Raw genomic sequence first — 19952 nt, 5'->3', positions numbered from 1 at the left:
TGGTCAGCTCCTTATGTAGGTGCGCATGAAAAGTATTATCGCGAAAAGGGTCGGTACAAGCAAAAACGCCTGGGAGATAAGTATCCCCTTGAGCCTTGTTATCTCGAAGCCGCGCTCAACAACCAATGTGTACAGGGGTGGTTGCGAAGCTACACTTGTAAAAGACTGGATCACGTAATCTGTCGCCCCGGGGTTTTCGAACTCGAATATCTTCACTCCCCTCTTTCCCATGTAACTGTACCTTTTCTTAGAATCGGGCACCTTGAGTTCCACGTTTTCCGCGTCGGAAGCTTTTCTCAGGTAAACGACTATCGAGCTCTCATCGACGGAGTCCCCGCCTGTCTCTCCTTCATCGAAAGCGCTCTTGTACTGGTGGTAGATTGAATAAACCCCTTTTTCCTCAAGCCTGATTGAGTGGCTTCCCGGAAAAGCGTATTCGTTAAGCGTCGCGCCGAGTCCCGTGAAACTTTTCACTACGTTATAAAAGAAAAGCCCCCCTCCGAGCAGAAACAGCGCTACGCAGAAAATGTAGATTCTTTTTTTCTTCCTGTCTTCCATTGATTTTATACCTGCTTAAGAATCCGCTTTGTGCGGATTTGAGATGCACGTAATTATACTGCGAAAAGCTCTGAGAACCACTATATAGTTTCCTCCTAACCTAGAATTCTTCCTACAGAAGGAAAAATTCTGTTTGACAAAGCGATAGAGGTCTGGAATAATCCCGCGGATATTAAATTTCTAGAGGTAGGTATTATAATGCAGGGAACTGTAAAATGGTTTAATAGCTCCAAAGGCTATGGATTTATAACATCCAGCGAAGTACAGGATGATGTTTTTGTTCATTACACCGCTATTGAGGGCGAGGGTTACAAGACTCTCAATGAAGGCGACGAAGTAACCTTTGAGATCACTCAAGGGAAAAAAGGACCCACCGCAACAAACGTTGTGCCTGCTTAAGGATTCGCTTTGCGCGGATTTGAGATCCACGCAGGTATACAGCGAAACACTTTGAGGACTACTGTATGGACTCCTCCGTACCCAGGATTTTCTCTGGAGACGGAGGAGATACAGTTTGACAAAGCAATAGAGGTGTGGAATAATCCCGCAAATATTAATTTAGAGGTAGGTATTATAAATGCAGGGAACTGTAAAATGGTTTAATAGCTCCAAAGGCTATGGATTTATAACATCCAACGAAGTGCAGGATGATGTTTTCGTTCACTACACCGCTATTGAGGGCGAGGGTTACAAGACTCTCAATGAGGGTGACGAAGTAAGCTTTGAGATCACTCAAGGCAAAAAAGGACCCACCGCAACAAACGTAATAAAGACTTCCTAAGGGAATTCAGAATCCGGTTATTTTGTTTCCTGGGGAAAAATCCCGTTTTTTAACTGACGGGAAAGTTGCGTTTGCGGTTTGAAAATACGCAAATCATGTACTAACTTTACTGTCTGAATATTTTAGATCGCAAGGAAGGTATTCAAAATGGACTTGAGCAATCAGGAGATAACCAGGTACAGCAGGCACCTTATAATGCCCGAAGTCGGCATTGAGGGACAGAAAAAACTCAAAAACTCAAAGGTCCTCTGTATCGGTGCCGGAGGGCTCGGGTCTCCGCTTGCTCTATACCTCGCGGCCGCGGGGGTCGGCACACTGGGAATACTGGACTTCGACGTTGTGGATTTCAGCAACCTGCAAAGGCAGGTGATCCACAGCGAGAAGACCGTTGGCACTCCCAAGGTGGAATCCGCAAGGGACCGACTCCTTGAGCTTAACTCCGATACCAATATCGTTACCTATAACGAGATGCTGAATTCGGACAACGCCATGGACATAATGAAAGACTATGACGTGGTCGTCGACGGAACGGACAATTTCGCCACGAGGTATCTCACAAACGACGCCTGCGTTTTCCTCGGAATTCCAAACGTCTACGGAAGCATCTTCAGGTTCGAGGGTCAGGTAAGCGTGTTCGACGCGAAAAGAGGCCCCTGCTACAGGTGTCTCTATCCGGAGCCCCCTCCCCCGGGACTCGTGCCGAGCTGCGCCGAAGGAGGAGTGCTGGGAATACTGCCCGGAGTCGTGGGAACCATTCAGGCATCAGAGGTCGTAAAGCTTATAATCGGCGAGGGAACACCCCTTATAGGAAGGCTTCTCTTTATTGACGTCCTCAACATGGAGCCAAGGATACTGAAGCTCCGAAAGGATCCCAACTGCCCCGTCTGCGGCGAGAATGCGACCGTGACCGAACTCATAGACTACCAGGAGTTCTGCGGTATCGGCCGAGGCGAAGAGGTCGAAGAGGAAAAACCCAAGGTCGAGGAGATAACCGTTGAGGAGTTCAGCTCTATCAAGGAAAACGAGGCCAACTTCGTTCTGATCGACGTGAGAGAGCCCCATGAGTACGAGATATGCAATATCGAGGGCTCAAGGCTTATTCCCCTCGGCGAACTCAAGGACAGAACGGACGAGCTTGACCCCAAGGACGACATAGTCGTTCACTGCCACCACGGTGGGAGAAGCATGAAGGCTGCGACTTTCCTTGCCGAGCAGGGTTTCAGCAAGGTTAAGAACCTGAAGGGCGGCATAGACGAGTGGGCTGAGAAGTACGACTCGGAAATGGCCAGGTACTGAGGATACGGAGGTTTAGAGAGAGGGAAGCGGAAGCTTTTTTCTGGGCGGAGAGGGAATCGAACCCTCACGGGCTAAAGCCCAACGGCTTTTGAGGCCGTCGCGTCTACCTATTCCGCCACCCGCCCTTAAGATAGGGGACTATTATTCTCGCTAAACCCGGAGAAATCAACAGGATCACTCCCTGAGAAAGTAAAACCCGAACGCCGCTATCACTATGCAGTGATCTATGGTGCCTTCCCTTATGTATCGTTTTATTTCCTGCGGAGCGACAAGCAGGGTTTCTATGTCTTCTGTAGTGTCAAAAAACGGTTCCGACGTCCGCTCGCACCCAGATGCAAGGAAGGTAAAGCAGGAGTTCGACATGAAGGCCGGGTTCGGCCTGACGCACCCTATCTGCTCCCACTGAGTGGAGGTGAACCCGGTTTCCTCAAGGAGCTCTCTGCGCGCGCACTCAGCAGGACTTTCCCCCGGATCGATCATTCCGCCCGGGATCTCAAGCGTGATCTCTCCGGTGCCGTGGCGAAACTGCTTTATTAAAACGATTTCACCGGCGGGCGTAACGGCGATAATGTTAACCCAGTCGGGAGCATCCATTACGTAGAAGTCGTGGACGGTACCGTCTTTGGGCGAGATGGTGCTTTTCTTTTTCGTCGAAAAAATTCTGTAGTCGTTGAGTGGAGTGCTCTTTTGAAGCTTCCATTTCTCTGGCATTTTGATAGTTTAACAAACCCCGATTCTCTTGTTAAACTAGAGAGGGTTTTTCACAAGCTGCGGAAAATTGTTTATGAAACTCCCGAAAAAACGACAGTTCCGTAGTGTCATTAGAACAGAAAACTGTACGGAGAGATGACCGAGTGGCCGAAGGTGCACGCCTGGAAAGCGTGTAGGGGGTTTACGCTCCCTCGTGGGTTCGAATCCCACTCTCTCCGCCATTTCGAAAGATAATCCGTCGTCATGGAAAAAACAAGGAAAAGTGGCAACAGAAGCCATATCAAGAAAAGACAGTATCCCACCGCACGGCATGTCTCGGTTTTCGCTCAGCAGGAATAGGCGATAGCACACCGGTATGTGACTATCTCAGAAAGGCATTATTGAACAAACTATGGATCTCCGAAGCGATTCAGCGGGTTCGGGCAAAACCATCGCTCGCAGAAAATAAGAAAGAACCCTGAAAAGGGGGGAATCCCGAACTTCAAGCTTACTTATTAATAAGTTCTATCTTGTCTTCAAGATTCGGCACAAGACACAGAAACTCAAAAGGCTCGTCACCCTCAACTTCATACCAGTGAGGAATCCCGGCAGGAATAAAGACTACGTCATCCTTCTCGACGTTATACACTTCGTCTCCGATTCCAATTTTCGCCCTGCCGCCAAGCACGTACTGCTCATGCTCAACTGCGTTGGTATGAGCGGGGATATCACCTCCAGGCTGCATAACAAATTTTCTCATCGCGAAATTTGGACCTTCCTCTGGGCTGATGAGAACCTGCCTTGAAGTACCCTGCCCTGCTCCGATAATCGTACTCTCTACTTCTTTAACTTTCTTTACATACATAATTTTATTATAGCACAGAAAAGACGGATTGTTCCATAGACATTTAGGGAATTATATGCAGTCCCGGCTGACCTTAACGAGCGGGCATCAGCCTTTCCTGTCTTTTCTGGAGCGGCTATTTTGTGAAAACCATCTCGTTGTCTTTATTCGGCAAAACCGACAGAAGCTCAAAAGGTTCCTCTCCGTAAGCTTCATACCAGTGCGGCTCTCCGGCGGGGATAAACACCACGTCGCCCTTTGCGACCTCGTAAACCTGGTCCCCGATTCCAACCCTTGCTGTGCCGCCAAGAACATACTGCTCATGCTCGGCGCCGCTTGTATGAGCGGGAATGCCGCCCCCGGGTTCGATGACAAGTTTTCTCATAGAGAAATTAGGACCCTCCTCAGGGCCTATTAGCATCTGCCTTGAAACGCCATTGGCAGACTCCAGAACCTCGCTTTCTATATCGTCAATGTTTTTTACATGCATGCGCTTTTACCTCCAACTGATTCCGACTTTTACTTATAGTATCCCACGATTTTATATACAGATGGTTTATTAAAATCTTATTTATCTTTTGTTCAATGCAAGTGAAGCCTTGCAGGGAAATAAACAATCCAAGTAAAAAGGCATTGCGAGGGAGATCCGCCAACCGTAACATTGTACCATTTTCCCCTGATATAGAACGAAATTCCCGACCGCGCATTTCTAAAAAAGCCGTTTTTGTGTAGATTGATTACCTACCGAGTCGCGATGGTTCATATGTTTGGAGAATGCAATCCAGTGGCCGGGCCCGTACGACTGGGGCTTGCGAACCCCGCCAGGCCCGGAAGGGAGCAACGGTAGCAAAAACCTCCGTGCGTTACGGATACCTGGTCGCTGGTTTTAATAAAATGGCATATAGAGTACTCGCCCGCAAGTGGCGCCCCCAGACTTTCGAAGACCTGATAGGTCAGGAATTCCCCGCCGTCACCCTCAGAAACTCAATCGAATCCGGGAAGATAGCCCACGCACTGCTTTTCGCCGGCCCGAGAGGCACGGGAAAAACATCCACGGCGAGAATCGTCGCCAAGGCCATAAACTGCGAGAGAAAAGACGGGGAGAGATCCCCCTGCTCAACGGACCAGTGCCCAAGTTGCGAGGGAATATCGGAGGGAAAATCGCTTGACGTGCAAGAGATCGACGCCGCGTCGCACACGGGCGTGGCCGACGTTCGCGAGATCATAGAGAGCGTTAAATACTCCCCGGCTTCCGCAAGAAAAAAAGTCTACATAATCGACGAAGTGCACATGCTCTCCCAATCGGCCTTTAACGCCCTCCTTAAGATAATGGAAGAGCCCCCAGAGCACGCGATCTTCATACTGGCGACCACGGAGGCCCACAAGGTTCCCCCGACCATTATGTCCCGCTGCCAGAGATACGACTTCAAGAAAATACCTGTCGAGAAAATAAAGGAGTCTCTCGAGAAAATAACAAAGGCGGAGGGGATAAAAATCGATACGGAAACCCTCTACCTGATCGCAAGGGAATCTGAGGGAAGCATGAGGGATTCACTGAGTCTGCTTGACCAGCTGACCGTGTCCTTCGAAGATAAAATAACCCACAAGGACGTGATAGGCCTGCTCGGCATACCGGATAACGAGTCGCTCAAAAGCGTCCTAAGAGCCGTTTTCGCCAAGGAGCCGGCAAAATGCGTGGAGCTCGTGCGAAACGCAGCGTCGAAGGGGATAAGCCCCAGGAGAATGGCCCAGGACATCATTTACATGTTCAGGAACCTGCTCTACCTTAAAATCTGCGGCAAGGATTTTACCTCCGACCTGTCCCCGGATGAAAAGGACGAGCTTTCAGAACTGGTAAAAGACGAATCCACGGAAACCGTAGAGCTTCTCTTTAACATAATAATCGACGGGGGAGAGAGAATACGCGGCTCCTTTTACCCGGAAATCGTGCTTGAACTCGCGCTTGTAAAGATGAGCACCGTCGGAAAAGTAGAGAAGATAGACGACATCCTGAAAAGGCTTGAGAGACTGTCTCCGCAGGCTTCCGGCACGGGAAAAACACCGGGCTCCCCTGGAGGACAGACTAAAACCGCAGAGCGCCGTCCCGAGAAACGGGAAGACAAACCCGCGGAGAAAGAGAGCAAGCACGTTGAAGAAAAAGACGCGGGCGAAAACGAAAAACCGGCAAAGCAAACACCTGCGTCTGCGGCCGGGGAGCAAACCTCGGGCGACGGTCCCGCAAAACAGGAGATCGTCAACTTTGTCCACGGCAAAGACAAGTTTTTAGCAAGAAAACTTGCCCAGGCCCACCTGCTTGAAGTAAGTGGGAACCGGGTAAGCATAAAATTTCTTAAAAACGGCATAAATCATGAAAAAGAACTTAAAAAATCAGGAAAATTAAGAGAGATACTAAAGGAGATGCTAGGCGTTGGGAAAGTAAAGATCGAGGTGGATACCATAAACGATGAGGGGATTAACGGAACCGGTGGCCCCTCAAGAAAGCCTGATCCCGCAGAGGACGAGATAGTTAACTACGCAATCCGGCAGTTTGACGCCAGCGTGATAAAAAGAAAAAATTTAAGCCAGGGGTGAAAAAATGAAACTAGGCGGAAACATGAAAAACATCATGAAGCAGATGGGGAAAATGAAGGAGCAGATGGAGCGCCTTCAGAACGAGGCCGGGGAAAAGACCGTGGAGGCTTCTTCCGGAGGCGGAATGGTCACGGTTACCGCAAAGGCAAAGGGGGAGATAGTATCAATAGTCGTAGAGCCCGAAATAATAAGCGAAACCGACATTGAGATGCTACAGGACCTAGTGACAGCTGCTGTAAACGAGGCCCTTTACAAGGGACAGGAGCTTATGAAAGACGAAGTCTCGCGCTTCACCGCCGGCATGGGGCTTCCGCCGGGGCTTATCTAAGATGCCAAGAACCGGCCTTCCCGAGCCGATCTCAAGACTAATAGAAGAACTTTCCAAACTTCCAGGAATCGGCGAAAAAAACGCGACACGCCTTGCATTTCACATATTCCGATCATCGGAAGCCTACGCGTGCAGCCTCTCAAGCGCAATAATCAGAACCAAATCCGACGTAAGCACATGCGGCACGTGCTTTAACTTCACGGAAAAGGACCCGTGCGCGATCTGCTCGGATCTTTCAAGAGACCCGCAGGTCCTCTGCGTCGTTGAAGAACCACTTGACCTGCTGGCAATTGAGAGAAGCGGGGAGTTTCGGGGAAAATACCACGTCCTCCACGGGGTGATCTCTCCTCTTGAAGGCGTAGGCCCAGAAGACCTCCGGATAAAAGAACTTCTAGCGAGAGCGGGGCGTGAGGATATAAGAGAGATAATAGTCGCGACCGGCACAAACGTCGAAGGCGAAGCCACCGCGGTTTACCTCTCAAGAACAATAAAGTCCCTCGGGATCAAAACCTCGAGAATAGCCTACGGAATACCCGTCGGCGGAGACATAGAGTTCATAGACGAACTCACGCTTGGCAAGGCGCTTCGGGACAGAAAGGAAATGTAACGCAGGGTCTCAGCCGTCGCCGGGGGTTTTCCTCGACACGACTGCAGCCTCAAAAATCAGCCAGACGGCAAGAACGAGCATTATCGCCGAGAGACCGAAAAGAAGCGCGTTATCCAGAAAATACTTAAGGTTGAAAAATATGGAGGCAGTAGTCATGGCCACCAGAAAAACCATCGGCACAAACGTGTAGATAAACGGTTTTTTCGATCTTTTTAGGTAAAGGGTAATCAGAAGCAGCGTGATTCCGGCTATCAGCTGGTTTGTAGCGCCAAAAAGAGGCCAGAGCAGAAATCCGCCCGAGCCTGGCCCCTTGCCGGGAACCTGCGCAAAAAGCGCAAGAGCAAGTGGAGGCACAATGGCGAAAAATGCCCCGATATACCTGTTTTTAAGAGCCTTGATTCCGTAGGCTTCCCCGAGTTCCCCTATAACGATCCTCTGTATCCTGGCCCCGGTATCAAGGGAAGTCGCCGCGAAACTTATTACTATCACGCTTATAAGGGTGGTTCCCAGTACCTCGGGAATATGGATTGAGGTAAGAAAGCTCGAAGTTCCCATGACGAAATTCGCTATGCCGCCGCTTGATGCCGATTCCCACGAATGATAGTGCTTAAGCCATTCACTACGCTCTATTCCCGCCGCGACCGCTAGGGTAGCTATCATGGCAAGGGTGCCCTCCCCCAGCATACCCCCGTAACCCACGAATCTTGAATCCCGCATCCTGTCAAGCTGCTTCGAGGTGGTTCCGCTCGCGACAAGACCGTGGAATCCGCTTACCGCTCCGCACGCAACGGTTATGAAAAGGAACGGAAGCACGGGAAGCCCGTCGGCGGCAAAGTTAATGGCCGGGGCCTGCATCTCGGGATGCGCAACCATTATCCCCGTTATAAGTATCGCGAGACCCACGAAAAGATGGATTCCGTTTATGTAGTCCCTAGGCTGGAGAAGCATCCACACGGGGAGAACCGAGGCCACAAATGAGTAGACCATGAGAATAATTACCCACGTCACCACCTGGCTTCCCATCACCTCGGGGATGGTCAGGGGAAACCTGGTTCCCGCCCAGACCATGAAGTAAAGAAGCGCAAGCGCGATTATCGATGGCCACAGGATGGGAACCCCTCTTTTGTAGAAGAGAAACCCTATAACAAGTGCCACCAGTATCTGGAAGTTCACGGGAAGTACGCTCGCGGGAAAGCTTACGAAAAGAACCGCAATCGCGTAGGCGAAAACGGCTATAACGAAAAAGACCAGAAAGCAGACCATGAGAAGGAAAAGGGTTCTTCCCCTCGGACTTATGAATATGCCGGCAAGATCCCCCACGGATCTTCCCCTGTTCCTCGCCGAGATGACAAGGGCGCCGAAATCATGGACGGCACCGATGAAAATCGTCCCGAATACAACCCAGATAATCGCCGGAACCCACCCCCAGAACACTGCTATGGCAGGCCCTATTATAGGCGCAGCGCCCGCTATTGACGCGAAATGATGGCCAAAGAGAATATGTCTTCCGGCCGGAACGTAATCCACGCCATCCCGCATCTGGTGGGCGGGAGTGGGCTCTCCGTCCCTTACCCCATAGACTTTTTCGGAAATAAACTTCGAGTAATACCTGTACCCGAGCAGGTAAAGGGCTATTGCGGCTATCGCTATTACGGCTGCGTTCATCCAAAGTTCCCTGAAATCAGAAAATCGCGGGTTTCATCATTATAAAGAAAAACCCGCGGAACTGAAACCGGACTACTCTCAACTGAAATTCCTGCGCATATGCTCGCTTATCTCATCCCACCTGCGGTAAAGAGCAGAAAGCTTTGTCTCGAGTTCGCCCAGCTGCCTTGTTTTTTCTTCCCAGTCAGTACCTTGAGGGAAAGTCTCGGGGTTCGCAAGAAACCTCTCCATCTCCTCTTTTTCAGTCTCGCATTCCGATATCCTGCTTTCAAGTTCCGAAACGGCTTTTTCCATCTGTTTTTTTGAAAGAAGCGTCCAGTTCTCCATGTTCTCTATCCCTTTTTCGCGAAGCTCCCTGTAGAGTCTGTTGCGCTGCTCCGCCTCAAGGGTTTTTATGGTTTTCTTCCTGGGTTCGCCGTTTTGCACTTCGGAATGGGTGTGCGCCTCGTGGGAATCGCGGGCTTTTCTCTCGAGAAACTCCGAGTAATTCCCTATAAATGTCTCAACCCCTCCCCCTTCCACGTACCATGTTCTGGTTACCAGTCTGTCAATGAAATACCTGTCGTGGCTTATCAGTAAAAAAGTGCCGGAGTATTCCTCAAGAGCGCGGCAAAGCACTTCTTTTGAAGCCATGTCAAGGTGGTTTGTAGGCTCGTCGAGAACCAGAAAATTTGAACGGGAGACAAGAATCTTGAGAAGTGAAAGGCGGCTTTTCTCCCCGCCTGAGAGAACCGAGACTTTCTTTGTTATGTCGGAAGCACCGAAGAGAAACGAGCCGAGAAGCGTTCTTGCCTCGGTCTCGGAGAAAAGAGGATAGGCTCCGATGAACTCTTCGTAGACAGTATTCTGCAGATTAAGCATCTCATCCTGATTCTGGGCGTAATAGCCGAGGGCTACGTTGTGACCGAGACGGCTTTGCCCGGAGAAACTCTCCGCCCCGGCAATCATCTTGCATAGAGTGGTTTTCCCTTCGCCGTTTTTCCCCGTAACGGCTATCCTGTCTCCTCTTTCCACGCGAAGAGCTGGACAGTTTCGAAAAACTACATTGCTCGTACCGCCCGGGTCTTCATACTCCTTCGAGAAATCGCTTATCTCGTAAACCACGCGTCCACCCCGCTCGGGGGCGGGAAAATCAAATTCAAGGGTTCTGCGGTTTTGTGGAGACTCAGTTTCCGGCTCCATTTTCTCAAGCATTTTTATCCTGCTCTGCACCTGTTTTGCCTTTGAAGCCTTGTACCTGAAACGCTCTATGAAACGACGCTGCGCCCGGAGTTTTCTCTCCCGGTTCTTAGCGGTCGCTTCGGTGACCGCGGCAATCTGCTCTTTTCTCTCAAGGTAAGAGGAATAACCGCCGCGAAACTCCCTTATCACCCCGCCTTCAAGCTCCGCTATCGTATCAACCATACGGTCAAGCAGGTATTTGTCGTGAGATACCAGAACCACGGTTCCGCGGTAGTTTTCAAGGTACCCCTCAAGCCACTCTATGCTTTTTATGTCAAGATGGTTTGTAGGCTCATCGAAAAGAAGCACCTGGGGTTCTGCAAGGAGTATTCTCGCAAGCTCGACCCGCATCCTCCAGCCGCCCGAAAGAGAAGAAACCTTCCGGGAGAGCTGCTCCCCGGTAAAACCCAGTCCGAACAGGATTTTCTCGGCTTCGTGTGCGGGTTTTCCGGAACCATCTTCGCCCTGGTCGTGATCGCTCGTGCGGGCCGCTGAGAGCACCGTAAGATCGCCTGCTCCCAGGTCCATTATCTGCGGCAGATAACCCACGCTGAGCGCGGAGGGAACGGAAGCCTGTCCTTTCTCCGGTTTCATCAGCCCCATTACGATCTCAAGTAGCGTGGTTTTACCCGAGCCGTTCGGACCTACAAGACCGTATTTTCTTCCCTTCTTTACACTCCACTCAAGGTTCCGGAAAAGTTCCTTGCCGGCGAAGGAATGAGATATGCGGGAAAGGCTGATCATTTCAACAAAAAAGAGAAGCCAGAGTGTTTACCGGAACTAATTGGCTTGAGAATCTTACGCTACATAATTCTCAATTCTAAGGCTGAATCCACATCGGTTTTTGAGAAATCATTTCCCGCAAAGAGAAGAGGGACACTTTTTTCCTTTGCCAGGGCATATGCAAAGCAGTCTCCAAAGTTCAACGACGCAGGATGTCTTCCCTTGCCCCAGTCTGCATATGCTTTTTGCACCGCACGGGCACCTGCACCATCTAACATAACGATTTCAATTTCCATTTCGGATATCAGTTTATTGACCCTATGCAGAAGTCCTCGCGCAGATGAAACAATTAAAAGCTCCGAGTATGTACCCGCAGACATACAGAGTTCATTCCCAGACAGACAAGCCTTGATGGCAGGCGATAGATCTTCTTCAAGCAGAAAAGCCATGATCGCGGACGTGTCAACAACTATCATGAAGGCAATCCGTTATCATCGTACAGAAAGTTATCGGCTTCTGCCGCAGAAACACCGCTTATACGCTCGCTTCTGGCTTCTATCAGTATTTTTTCCAGAGCAGCTAGCTTCTCAGCGGGGGTTTTTGTGTTAGTAAGAGGTTTTATTTCGGCCACGGGCCTGCCATGTTTTGTCAAAACCACTTGCTCACCATCCAGAGCTGCCTTTACCAAGGCAGATAATTTTGCTTTCGCTTCATTAATGGCTATTTTTTTCATTACATTCTCCTGTATGTGGTCTATTATATAGTCCATACTTCCGAAGTCAAGTAATAGAATTACCTGAATGATATTAGCAAACAGTTATTGAGTATAGAGTTAATTATGTACTTTTAGTTAAAGACTGAGACAGCCTGAGGTTTCACTCATTCGCCAATGGGAACACAAAAAAAGCTATCCAGAAAACAAACCGCATTCCAGATATGCAGTTCGATAACGGAAGTCGAAAAAAAAGAATACGACTCCATCCAGCCCGATAACAACCCCTTTTTCGAGTTTGATTTTCTTTTCGCTCTCGAGAAATCCGGATGCGTGGGTCCCGGCACCGGATGGGAACCCCGCCATCTTCTGCTTCGCGAAGGGAAAAAGCTCATCGGGGCGGTTACCTTCTACCTGAAAACCGATTCCTACGGCGAGTACATATTCGACTGGGAGTGGGCCCGGGCCTACCAGAATGCAGGGCTTAGATACTACCCCAAGGCGGTCGCAGGAGTGCCGTTTACCCCGACAACCGGCCCGAGAATAATCGTTCGCAAAGATTACGATTACGGAACATGCGCACTGGAACTTGTAAAGAAACTAGTTGAAGTATGTTCTCTTAAGAGCCTTTCTTCAATACATTTTCTGTTCGTAACAGCGCAGGAACAGGAACTGCTCTCTGGCTGCGGGTTTCTCTCAAGACTCACCCACCAGTACCACTGGCATAACTCGGGTTATCTCTGTTTCGATGACTTTCTCGGGGACCTGCGCTCGGGAAAAAGAAAGCAGATAAAAAAGGAACGCCGTCGCCTGGGCGATCTGGGAGTTGAGATTTCGGTTCTTGAAAAAGAGCAGATACACCCGGAGCACATAGACTCCATCTGGGAATTCTATGTGAGCACCAACTCTAGGAAATGGGGAAACGCTTACCTTAACAGGGAGTTTTTCGACTCGGTGTTCGAGACCTACAGGGAGAAAACAGTGCTTGTGATCGCCAAGATAGACGGCCATCCGGTCGGCGGCACAATCAACTTCACAAAAGGCGACAAGCTCTACGGCAGGTACTGGGGATGCAATATAGAGATTCCGTACCTTCATTTTGAGTGCTGTTACTACAGACCGATAGAGTTTGCCATAGATAACGGAATAAATGTCTTCGAGGCCGGCGCTCAGGGCGAACACAAGTTCCTCCGCGGTTTTGAAGCGGTACCGGTTTACAGTTCCCACCTGTTTTTCAACCCCGGGGCGCAGAGATCCATAGATAACTTCCTTCGGGAAGAAAGACCCTACATGCGCTCGCTTATCTCAGAGTACAACAAACACTCTCCGCTTAAGCGGGCCCGCGGTGGCAAACCGGAAAAAATCGTATAAAATATTGCGCATGTCTGAGCGCGAGAATCCGACTCATACTAGGGACCCCCAGCAGGTCGTCAGGGAGGATATCCGGGTAAAAAGGCCGGATATGTATATGATAGTCCTGCTAAACGACGACTACACCCCGAGGGACTTCGTAGTCTGGGTTCTCATGAAGGTGTTCTTCAAAAATGAAAACGACAGCAGAAACATAATGCTCGAAGCTCACACCAAGGGGAAAAGCGTCGTCGACTGCTATACCTACGACATAGCTACCACGAAGATAAGACAGGTAAAAGACCTGGCGGAAAAATACGAGCATCCGCTGAAATGCATACTTGAAGTCCAAAAGGCGGAGAGATGACATGGTAGCATCAGAAGAACTCGAAAAAACCCTCTACCGAGCCTATCAGCAGGCAAAAGACCGCAAGCACGAGTTCATCACCCCGGAGCATATACTCCTTGAACTCACAAGGGACAAAGTCGCCGTGGAAGTGCTGATAGAATGCGATGTCGACACCGGGCTTCTCGCAAACGATCTTGAGGAGCACCTCACTAAAAACGTATCCTCGATCGACTCCCCCCATCTTCCCGAACCGACCTACTCCGAAGGAAGCAAGTACATCTTCAGGGTGGCTTCAATGCACGCCGAAAGCGCGGAAAAAAAAGAAATAACCGGGGCTAACATACTGGTCGCCATGTTCAGGGTTCCCGAATCGCACGCCGTGTACTTCCTGAATCGCCAGGGGCTTACCCGGTTTGCCGTTATAAAGCAGGTATCCCACGGAAAAGGCGAGGGGACCGAGGAACATCAGGAAAAACCCGCAACCACCAAGGAACAGCAGAAGGAAACAAAAAAGGCCGAGACCAAGAACCCTCTTGAGCTTTACTGCACGGACCTGATCGAAAAAGCCCGGAACGGGAGCATCGACCCCCTCATAGGAAGAGAGAAAGAGGTCCAGAGGATAATCCACATTCTCGGCAAGAGAAAGAAAAACAACCCCGTACTTGTCGGGGACGCGGGGGTAGGAAAAACGGCGATCGTTGAAGGAGTGGCTCACCGCGTGGTTTCCGGGGAAGTCCCCGAAGCGATGAAAAGCCTCAAGATACACCTTCTCAACATAGGAACCCTTACGGCCGGAACGAAATACAGGGGAGACTTCGAGGAAAGGCTTAACGCCGTCATAGACGAAACCAAGAGGGACCCGGACAACGTGCTTTTCATAGACGAAATCCACACGGTCATAGGAGCCGGAGCGGTTTCCGGAGGAAGCCTCGACGCGTCTAACATGCTAAAGCCCGCCCTCGCCGGAGGAGACATAAAGTGCATAGGGACAACAACGCTTAAGGAATACAGGATCATCTTCGAGAAAGACCACGCGCTTTCTAGAAGATTCCAGAGAGTAGCCGTGGATGAGCCGTCGGTTGAGGATTGCGGAAAAATCCTGTTCGGACTTAAGCGCCATTACGAAAAGTACCACAACGTGAAATACTCCCGGGGAGCGATAAGGGCGTGCATAGAACTCTCTGACAGGTACATAATGGACAGAAAGCTTCCGGACAAGGCGATCGACATCATGGACGAGGCCGGAGCCGCCGTGAAGCTCCGCAACCCTGATCCCGAGATAACGAGACAGGTAAAAGTGTCCGACATGGAAAAGCTGGTCGCGAAAATCGCGAAAATACCAACCAAATCGGTAAAAGTCGAGGATCGCAACCTCCTCCACGACCTCGGGGACAACCTAAAAGAATTCATCTACGCCCAGGACGAAGCCATAGACAAGCTCGTAAACGCCATACAGATGTCGCGAGCCGGCATAAGCGAGCCGGAAAAGCCCGTGGGGTCCTTCATGTTCTCAGGACCTACTGGGGTCGGCAAAACGGAGCTTGCGAAAAAGCTCGCAGAGATCCTCGGGGTTGAATTCATACGTTTCGACATGAGCGAATATATGGAAAAACACACCGTCTCCCGCCTCATAGGCTCGCCGCCCGGATACGTCGGCTATGACCAGGGAGGACAGCTTACCGAAGCCATATACAAATCTCCTCACTGCGTACTTCTGCTCGATGAGATCGAGAAGGCGCACGAAGACATATACAACATACTGCTTCAGGTGATGGATCACGCGACGCTCACGGATTCAAACGGAAGGAAGGTGGACTTCCGACAGGTAATTCTGATTCTGACGACGAACACCGGTTCGAGGGAAAGCATGAACAGGAACGTCGGGTTCGCGAAAAAAGAGTTTGAGGACAAAAGCCCGGAAGCCATAGACAGGTACTTCTCTCCGGAATTTAGAAACAGGCTGAATGAAATCATCAGGTTTAACCCTCTTGATATAAAGATAGTGGAGAGAATAGTCGACAAGATGATCGGAGAGCTTCAGCAGAGGCTCATCCCGAAAAAAGTAACGATCAGTCTTACGCCGGAAGCAAGGCTTTTTCTCGCCCGCAAGGGCTACGATCCCCAGCTCGGCGCAAGACCCGTGCAAAGAGTAATAAACTCCGAGGTGGCGGAGAAGCTTTCAAAGGAAATCCTCTTCGGCGAACTCTCAGGCGGCGGCAAGGCGATTCTCTCCCTTGAAGATGAACAGATAGTTCTTCGGGCGGAAACCGACTGAACTTCTCCCGGAGCGCACGCCGCGGCGGAGAGCGGCCAGAAAACCCATGATCTCCATACGCGAAACTGCTAACAAAATGGTCCAGTACGTGCTTCCCGAACACTCGAACAACCACGGGACCCTGCACGGCGGAATACTCATGGACTGGATTATGCTCACCGGCAGCATCACGTCCTTTAAGTTCGCAAACGGGCCAGCGGTTCTGGGGGCCACAGACAGCATAGATTTTCTTAACCCCGTAAAGATCGGGGAAATAGTAGTTCTTGAAAGCTGGGTTGAGTATGTGGGAACCTCATCCATTGAAGTCGCGGTACGCGTGCACTCAGAAGACGGGGAGACCGATGAAAAAAAGCTTATAACCCTCTCCTATATGGCCTTCGTCGCCGTGGACGAAAATGTAGGACCGAGAAAAATAGAAGCAGAACTAAGCGCGTCCAGCACGGTTGAACGGGAGCTTATAGCCCGGGCAGAGGAAAGGAAGGCTCAAAGACTTCCAGAGATAAAAAGAAGGCAAAGAAACGTCTCCAACGTAGCGGATGAGACGGAAAGCTCAAGGCTCATTTTCAATACCACCAAGATGGTGCTCCCGGAAGACGCCTTCTACGGGAAATTTATGTCCGTAGGGAAGCTTATGAAGTACATTGACGAGAGCGCCGCCATTTTGGCGAAAAGGTTTACCAAAGGTGTTCTGGTTACGGGATCCCTTGACGACCTTTTCTTCTACTCGCCGCTTAATGTCGGGAATCTGATCGAATTCAAGGCGGGCATCACCCATGTGGGAACGAGGTCGCTCGAACTGGCGATTAAGGTTGATTCGTACGATACCCAGACCGGGGAATCATCCCACGCATGCACGGCGTTTCTCACCTACGTGAAAGTCGACGAAGCCGGAAACCCCGTCCCGGTCCCCGAGTTCACCCCTGAAACTCCCTACGAAATCCGGCTCTGGAAGGAAGCAGAAAAAAGAAAGGCAAGGAGAAGAGCGAGGGTGGAGAGAGCCAAGAGTCTTGCCGATGATTACCTGAACGAATACAAAAAAGTAAGCTCAAGATAAAAGAAAAAAAGTTGATTGCCTTCTCCGGCGGAATTTAAAATCCGTGTTTTCCCAACCCCGGAGTAAGCACGCAGCCAGGACGGCAGAATTATGGAAGAGAGAAAAAACAGGCCAATAGGGATTTTTGACTCGGGAATAGGAGGGCTTACGGTCTCAAAGGAGATAATGAGCCTTCTTTACGAGGAGAATATCGTATATCTCGGCGACACGGCCAGAGTCCCTTATGGAACGAAATCCCAAAGAACCGTAAGAAAATACGTTGAGAGCACCACTAATTTCCTTTTGTCAAAAAACATAAAACTCCTGGTCGTGGCGTGTAATACCGCGTCTGCCTACGCGATAGAGATGCTGAAAGAAAATCTCGAAATTCCCGTTGTGGGAGTAGTGGAACCGGGAGCGAAAAGAGCCTCAGAACTCACTGTTAACGGGAAAATAGGGGTGGTAGGCACCCAAGCGACTATAAAAAGCGGCTCCTACGAGAAAAAACTGCGGGAAATCTGCTCCTCTTCAATAGAGATACACTCAAAACCCTGCCCGCTTTTCGTCCCGCTTGCGGAAGAAGGATGGGAAAATGATGAAACCGCCGTCCTTATAGCCGAGAAGTATCTTGGAGATCTCAGGGAATCCGGAATAGACGTGCTGATACTAGGCTGCACGCACTACCCTATTCTTAAAAACACGATCGCCGGGGTTATGGGCAAAGGGATAAGTCTTGTCGACTCAGCTGAAGAAACCGCAAAGCAGACCGAAAACATACTAAGGTCCCAAGGGTTGCTAAGAGAAGATGGCAAGGCGCGGGAGATGTCGTTTTACCTTACCGATGATTCGGAAACCTTTACCTCAATCGCATCCAGGTTCCTCGGCAGACCCATGGAAAAAACGGAAGTCGTCGATATAGTGTGACGAGTTTCGTTACTCGGACAAGGCTTTTTTGAGTTCCTCCGTAAGAGGGGGAAGGACCTGGAAAAGGTCTCCGCAGATTCCATAATCGGATTTCGCGAAAATCGGGGCTTCCGGATCCTTGTTTATGGAGACTATGACCTTTGATGAACCCATGCCGGAGAAATGCTGTACCGAACCGGATATGGCGACCGCAACGTAAAGCACTGGAGATACCGCCTTTCCAGTCTGGCCGACCTGCATGTCATATGGACAGTATCCCGCGTCGACCGCGGCTCTTGTCGCCCCGGCGGCCGCGCCAAGCAGATCCGCGAGATCGTATATGTGATTGAAATTCTCCTCACTCCCAAGGCCTCTGCCGCCGGAGACCACTCTTTCCGCCTCGGTAAGCTCAGGCCGGTCGGATTCCTTGGTTTTCATTTCAATCACCTTAATCCTTATGTCGGCATCCGTAATCCCCGCATCCTCGTTAACTACCTGACCCGCGCCGGCCGACTCTTCCTCCTTAAAGGAATTGGGCCTTATTGTGGCGATCATGGCGCTTCCGTCGCCAGCAAACTCCTGGGTGGATATCGCTCTGCTTGAGTGTGAATACCTTTTTATCCTGAGCCTTCCGTCGTCGGTCATTCCTATATCCACGCAGTCCATGGCAAGCCCCGAACTCACGCCTGAAGCTACCGCGGGCATGTAATCCTCTGCAAAAGCCGTGTTGCCTGAGAGCACAACCGCGGGAGAGTGCTTCCTTATAAGTTCGCAAAGGGCTTTCACGTAACCGTCGGGATTAAAATCCCTGAGGTTTGGATTGTCTACCACGTAGATTTTCTCCGCTCCGTAGCCTGCAAGCTCAGAAGCCTTGTCCGCAACGCCGCTTCCAAGCAACACCGCGCAGACAGAACCTCCAAGTTTTCTTCTGGCCTCGGAGAGAACCTCAAACGTCACCTTTCTTATCTGTCCGTCAGCCTTTATATCAGCAACAACCCAGATTTCACTGCTCATTTAACTCAAGCCTCCTAGCGATACTTTCTTGTGATAAAGCAATACCGGATATCCCGGATCATATGACCTTCGCGTCATCTCTCAAAAGCTTAACAAGCTCCCTCGCGGACTCGGCAATCTCGTCTCCCTTGACAGTGGTCTCGTCACTTCCCTTTATGACTCTAAGCTTTCTCTCCACTTCGGGAACCTCAAGATTCACTGTTTTTATCTTCGCCCCGGATTTGCCCACGGCATCCCTGCTGATGCCGAGGGAACCGAAATCCACATCGTCCAGGGAAACTGTTTTCATCGGTTTTCTCTTCGCCTTCATTATATTGGGAACGGAAGCGTAACGAGGCTCGTTCATAGCGTCTGGACAGGTTATAAGGGCCGGGAGAGAAACCTCGACGGAAACGCTTCCGCCATCAATCTCCTTCTGGCAGACAAGCTTTTTCTCATCCGGCTTCACGTCAATCACTTTGCTTACAAGCGCAAGGTGCGCAATTCCCAGTTCCTCGGCTACCTGTATGCCCACCTGAACTGACTCCTCGTCAATGATCTTCATCCCCGTGAAAATCAGGTCCACTCCCTCGATCTTTCCAAGTTCCGACGCGACCAGTTTTGAGAGGACAAGGGAATCAACGGTCTCCCCGAGAGCTTCATCTAAAATATGCACCGCGGAATCAGAACCCATTGCAAGCCCTTGGAGCAACGCCTGCGAGGCGCGCTGCGGGCCCGCCGTGATCAGAACAACTTCGCCCCCGTATGTCTCTTTGGTCCTGATGGCTTCCTCAACGGCGAATTCATCGTAAGGATTCATGATCCATTTCATGCCTTCTGTGTCTATGGAATCGCCAGAGGAACCGACTTTTATTCTCGCTTCGGTGTCCTGCGTCTGTGTTATAAAAACCACTATCTTCACCTGATACTACCTCCATGCTGGACTGATTTAAATAGAGATGAAAATCTAAAAAAAAAGGAGCGGAAAAGCTCACTCCTCGCTAGGCGTATCATTATAAATACTAGGGAGTT

The 19952-nt window shown here is 50.3% G+C and carries 21 protein-coding genes, 2 tRNA genes and 1 other RNA gene; 13 read left to right on the top strand and 11 right to left on the bottom strand.

Annotation, left to right across the window (positions count from 1 at the left end):
• Nucleotides 1-3: 3 nt before the first annotated feature.
• A complete protein-coding gene (locus OXG75_04905; protein ID MCY3625316.1) occupies nt 4-558 on the bottom strand; it encodes a hypothetical protein in 555 nt (184 codons plus the stop codon).
• Nucleotides 559-753: 195 nt separating this feature from the next.
• Here OXG75_04905 and OXG75_04900 point away from each other — a divergent pair, with 195 nt between their 5' ends.
• From OXG75_04900 to moeB, 3 genes are all read left to right on the top strand, one after another.
• Nucleotides 754-957: a cold-shock protein gene (locus OXG75_04900; GenBank protein MCY3625315.1), complete on the top strand. Its 204-nt coding sequence runs from the start codon at nt 754-756 to the stop codon at nt 955-957.
• Between the two features lie 178 nt (nt 958-1135).
• Complete coding sequence (locus OXG75_04895) at nt 1136-1339, top strand: cold shock domain-containing protein (protein ID MCY3625314.1); 204 nt, start codon at nt 1136-1138, stop codon at nt 1337-1339.
• Between the two features lie 147 nt (nt 1340-1486).
• Nucleotides 1487-2635, top strand: a complete 1149-nt coding sequence (gene moeB / locus OXG75_04890) for a molybdopterin-synthase adenylyltransferase MoeB (protein ID MCY3625313.1) — start codon at nt 1487-1489, stop codon at nt 2633-2635.
• Nucleotides 2636-2676: 41 nt separating this feature from the next.
• Here moeB and OXG75_04885 read toward each other — a convergent pair.
• Together OXG75_04885 and OXG75_04880 are read right to left on the bottom strand one after the other, a co-directional pair.
• Nucleotides 2677-2760: transfer RNA gene (locus OXG75_04885), tRNA-Leu, on the bottom strand.
• 49 nt (nt 2761-2809) lie between these two features.
• Nucleotides 2810-3346 carry an NUDIX hydrolase gene (locus OXG75_04880; GenBank protein MCY3625312.1) on the bottom strand — a complete coding sequence of 179 codons (537 nt, stop codon included), beginning with the start codon at nt 3344-3346 and terminating at the stop codon, nt 2810-2812.
• Nucleotides 3347-3475: 129 nt separating this feature from the next.
• On the opposite strand from OXG75_04880, the gene OXG75_04875 reads away from it, so the two are divergent.
• Nucleotides 3476-3567: transfer RNA gene (locus OXG75_04875), tRNA-Ser, on the top strand.
• A gap of 266 nt (nt 3568-3833) precedes the next feature.
• Here OXG75_04875 and OXG75_04870 read toward each other — a convergent pair.
• Both OXG75_04870 and OXG75_04865 read right to left on the bottom strand, forming a co-directional pair.
• Complete coding sequence (locus OXG75_04870; GenBank protein MCY3625311.1) at nt 3834-4190, bottom strand: cupin domain-containing protein; 357 nt, start codon at nt 4188-4190, stop codon at nt 3834-3836.
• A gap of 115 nt (nt 4191-4305) precedes the next feature.
• Complete coding sequence (locus OXG75_04865; protein MCY3625310.1) at nt 4306-4659, bottom strand: cupin domain-containing protein; 354 nt, start codon at nt 4657-4659, stop codon at nt 4306-4308.
• Nucleotides 4660-4954: 295 nt separating this feature from the next.
• On the opposite strand from OXG75_04865, the gene ffs reads away from it, so the two are divergent.
• The 4 genes from ffs (at nt 4955) to recR (ending at nt 7696) form a co-directional block, all read left to right on the top strand.
• An RNA gene (ffs, locus tag OXG75_04860) (signal recognition particle sRNA small type) lies at nt 4955-5052 on the top strand.
• Nucleotides 5053-5063: 11 nt separating this feature from the next.
• Nucleotides 5064-6761, top strand: a complete 1698-nt coding sequence (dnaX, locus tag OXG75_04855; GenBank protein MCY3625309.1) for a DNA polymerase III subunit gamma/tau — start codon at nt 5064-5066, stop codon at nt 6759-6761.
• Nucleotides 6762-6765: 4 nt separating this feature from the next.
• Nucleotides 6766-7089, top strand: a complete 324-nt coding sequence (locus tag OXG75_04850; protein MCY3625308.1) for a YbaB/EbfC family nucleoid-associated protein — start codon at nt 6766-6768, stop codon at nt 7087-7089.
• A 1-nt stretch (nt 7090) separates the two neighbouring features.
• Nucleotides 7091-7696, top strand: a complete 606-nt coding sequence (recR, locus tag OXG75_04845; protein ID MCY3625307.1) for a recombination mediator RecR — start codon at nt 7091-7093, stop codon at nt 7694-7696.
• A 9-nt stretch (nt 7697-7705) separates the two neighbouring features.
• Here the strand turns inward: recR and OXG75_04840 are convergent, their stop codons facing one another.
• From OXG75_04840 to OXG75_04825, 4 genes are all read right to left on the bottom strand, one after another.
• Nucleotides 7706-9361 carry a carbon starvation protein A gene (locus OXG75_04840; GenBank protein MCY3625306.1) on the bottom strand — a complete coding sequence of 552 codons (1656 nt, stop codon included), beginning with the start codon at nt 9359-9361 and terminating at the stop codon, nt 7706-7708.
• Nucleotides 9362-9439: 78 nt separating this feature from the next.
• Nucleotides 9440-11326, bottom strand: coding sequence for an ABC-F family ATP-binding cassette domain-containing protein (locus OXG75_04835; GenBank protein ID MCY3625305.1), 1887 nt, complete (start codon nt 11324-11326; stop codon nt 9440-9442).
• Nucleotides 11327-11385: 59 nt separating this feature from the next.
• Nucleotides 11386-11781: a type II toxin-antitoxin system VapC family toxin gene (locus OXG75_04830; protein ID MCY3625304.1), complete on the bottom strand. Its 396-nt coding sequence runs from the start codon at nt 11779-11781 to the stop codon at nt 11386-11388.
• Nucleotides 11778-12074 carry a type II toxin-antitoxin system prevent-host-death family antitoxin gene (locus tag OXG75_04825; protein MCY3625303.1) on the bottom strand — a complete coding sequence of 99 codons (297 nt, stop codon included), beginning with the start codon at nt 12072-12074 and terminating at the stop codon, nt 11778-11780. The genes OXG75_04830 and OXG75_04825 overlap by 4 nt, the downstream gene beginning before the upstream one ends.
• A gap of 120 nt (nt 12075-12194) precedes the next feature.
• Between OXG75_04825 and OXG75_04820 the strand changes: the two genes are divergently transcribed.
• The 5 genes from OXG75_04820 to murI all read left to right on the top strand — a co-directional run bounded on the left by OXG75_04820 (nt 12195) and on the right by murI (nt 17948).
• Complete coding sequence (locus OXG75_04820) at nt 12195-13388, top strand: GNAT family N-acetyltransferase (GenBank protein ID MCY3625302.1); 1194 nt, start codon at nt 12195-12197, stop codon at nt 13386-13388.
• A gap of 10 nt (nt 13389-13398) precedes the next feature.
• Nucleotides 13399-13734, top strand: coding sequence for an ATP-dependent Clp protease adaptor ClpS (locus OXG75_04815; GenBank protein MCY3625301.1), 336 nt, complete (start codon nt 13399-13401; stop codon nt 13732-13734).
• 1 nt (nt 13735) lies between these two features.
• Nucleotides 13736-15991 carry an ATP-dependent Clp protease ATP-binding subunit ClpA gene (gene clpA, locus OXG75_04810; GenBank protein MCY3625300.1) on the top strand — a complete coding sequence of 752 codons (2256 nt, stop codon included), beginning with the start codon at nt 13736-13738 and terminating at the stop codon, nt 15989-15991.
• 46 nt (nt 15992-16037) lie between these two features.
• The gene (locus OXG75_04805; protein MCY3625299.1) at nt 16038-17045 is read left to right on the top strand and encodes an acyl-CoA thioesterase; all 1008 of its coding nucleotides are present in this window, start codon (nt 16038-16040) and stop codon (nt 17043-17045) included.
• Nucleotides 17046-17135: 90 nt separating this feature from the next.
• Complete coding sequence (gene murI, locus OXG75_04800) at nt 17136-17948, top strand: glutamate racemase (protein ID MCY3625298.1); 813 nt, start codon at nt 17136-17138, stop codon at nt 17946-17948.
• Nucleotides 17949-17957: 9 nt separating this feature from the next.
• Here murI and OXG75_04795 read toward each other — a convergent pair whose 3' ends face one another.
• Together OXG75_04795 and OXG75_04790 are read right to left on the bottom strand one after the other, a co-directional pair.
• Nucleotides 17958-18941 (bottom strand): electron transfer flavoprotein subunit alpha/FixB family protein, encoded by a 984-nt coding sequence (locus tag OXG75_04795; GenBank protein ID MCY3625297.1) that lies wholly within the window; start codon nt 18939-18941, stop codon nt 17958-17960.
• Between the two features lie 58 nt (nt 18942-18999).
• Nucleotides 19000-19842 carry an electron transfer flavoprotein subunit beta/FixA family protein gene (locus OXG75_04790; protein ID MCY3625296.1) on the bottom strand — a complete coding sequence of 281 codons (843 nt, stop codon included), beginning with the start codon at nt 19840-19842 and terminating at the stop codon, nt 19000-19002.
• Nucleotides 19843-19952 lie beyond the last annotated feature (110 nt).

The organism is Candidatus Dadabacteria bacterium (genome assembly GCA_026705445.1).
Lineage (GTDB): Bacteria > Desulfobacterota_D > UBA1144 > Nemesobacterales > Nemesobacteraceae > Nemesobacter.
The sequence above is the reverse complement of the archived record's forward strand: the minus strand, read 5'-3'. Positions and strand labels throughout refer to the sequence as shown.

Excerpts from the sequence above, each read along its gene's own strand:
- OXG75_04850 (MCY3625308.1), top strand. The coding sequence starts at position 6,766 with ATGAAACTAGGCGGAAACATGAAAAACATCATGAAGCAGATGGGGAAA.
- OXG75_04905 (MCY3625316.1), bottom strand. The coding sequence starts at position 558 with ATGGAAGACAGGAAGAAAAAAAGAATCTACATTTTCTGCGTAGCGCTG.
- OXG75_04865 (MCY3625310.1), bottom strand. The coding sequence starts at position 4,659 with ATGCATGTAAAAAACATTGACGATATAGAAAGCGAGGTTCTGGAGTCT.
- OXG75_04820 (MCY3625302.1), top strand. The coding sequence starts at position 12,195 with ATGGGAACACAAAAAAAGCTATCCAGAAAACAAACCGCATTCCAGATA.
- dnaX (MCY3625309.1), top strand. The coding sequence starts at position 5,064 with ATGGCATATAGAGTACTCGCCCGCAAGTGGCGCCCCCAGACTTTCGAA.
- OXG75_04805 (MCY3625299.1), top strand. The coding sequence starts at position 16,038 with ATGATCTCCATACGCGAAACTGCTAACAAAATGGTCCAGTACGTGCTT.
- recR (MCY3625307.1), top strand. The coding sequence starts at position 7,091 with ATGCCAAGAACCGGCCTTCCCGAGCCGATCTCAAGACTAATAGAAGAA.
- moeB (MCY3625313.1), top strand. The coding sequence starts at position 1,487 with ATGGACTTGAGCAATCAGGAGATAACCAGGTACAGCAGGCACCTTATA.
- OXG75_04840 (MCY3625306.1), bottom strand. The coding sequence starts at position 9,361 with ATGAACGCAGCCGTAATAGCGATAGCCGCAATAGCCCTTTACCTGCTC.
- OXG75_04895 (MCY3625314.1), top strand. The coding sequence starts at position 1,136 with ATGCAGGGAACTGTAAAATGGTTTAATAGCTCCAAAGGCTATGGATTT.
- OXG75_04880 (MCY3625312.1), bottom strand. The coding sequence starts at position 3,346 with ATGCCAGAGAAATGGAAGCTTCAAAAGAGCACTCCACTCAACGACTAC.
- OXG75_04825 (MCY3625303.1), bottom strand. The coding sequence starts at position 12,074 with ATGGACTATATAATAGACCACATACAGGAGAATGTAATGAAAAAAATA.
- OXG75_04830 (MCY3625304.1), bottom strand. The coding sequence starts at position 11,781 with ATGATAGTTGTTGACACGTCCGCGATCATGGCTTTTCTGCTTGAAGAA.
- OXG75_04835 (MCY3625305.1), bottom strand. The coding sequence starts at position 11,326 with ATGATCAGCCTTTCCCGCATATCTCATTCCTTCGCCGGCAAGGAACTT.
- OXG75_04870 (MCY3625311.1), bottom strand. The coding sequence starts at position 4,190 with ATGTATGTAAAGAAAGTTAAAGAAGTAGAGAGTACGATTATCGGAGCA.
- murI (MCY3625298.1), top strand. The coding sequence starts at position 17,136 with ATGGAAGAGAGAAAAAACAGGCCAATAGGGATTTTTGACTCGGGAATA.
- OXG75_04795 (MCY3625297.1), bottom strand. The coding sequence starts at position 18,941 with ATGAGCAGTGAAATCTGGGTTGTTGCTGATATAAAGGCTGACGGACAG.
- OXG75_04815 (MCY3625301.1), top strand. The coding sequence starts at position 13,399 with ATGTCTGAGCGCGAGAATCCGACTCATACTAGGGACCCCCAGCAGGTC.
- clpA (MCY3625300.1), top strand. The coding sequence starts at position 13,736 with ATGGTAGCATCAGAAGAACTCGAAAAAACCCTCTACCGAGCCTATCAG.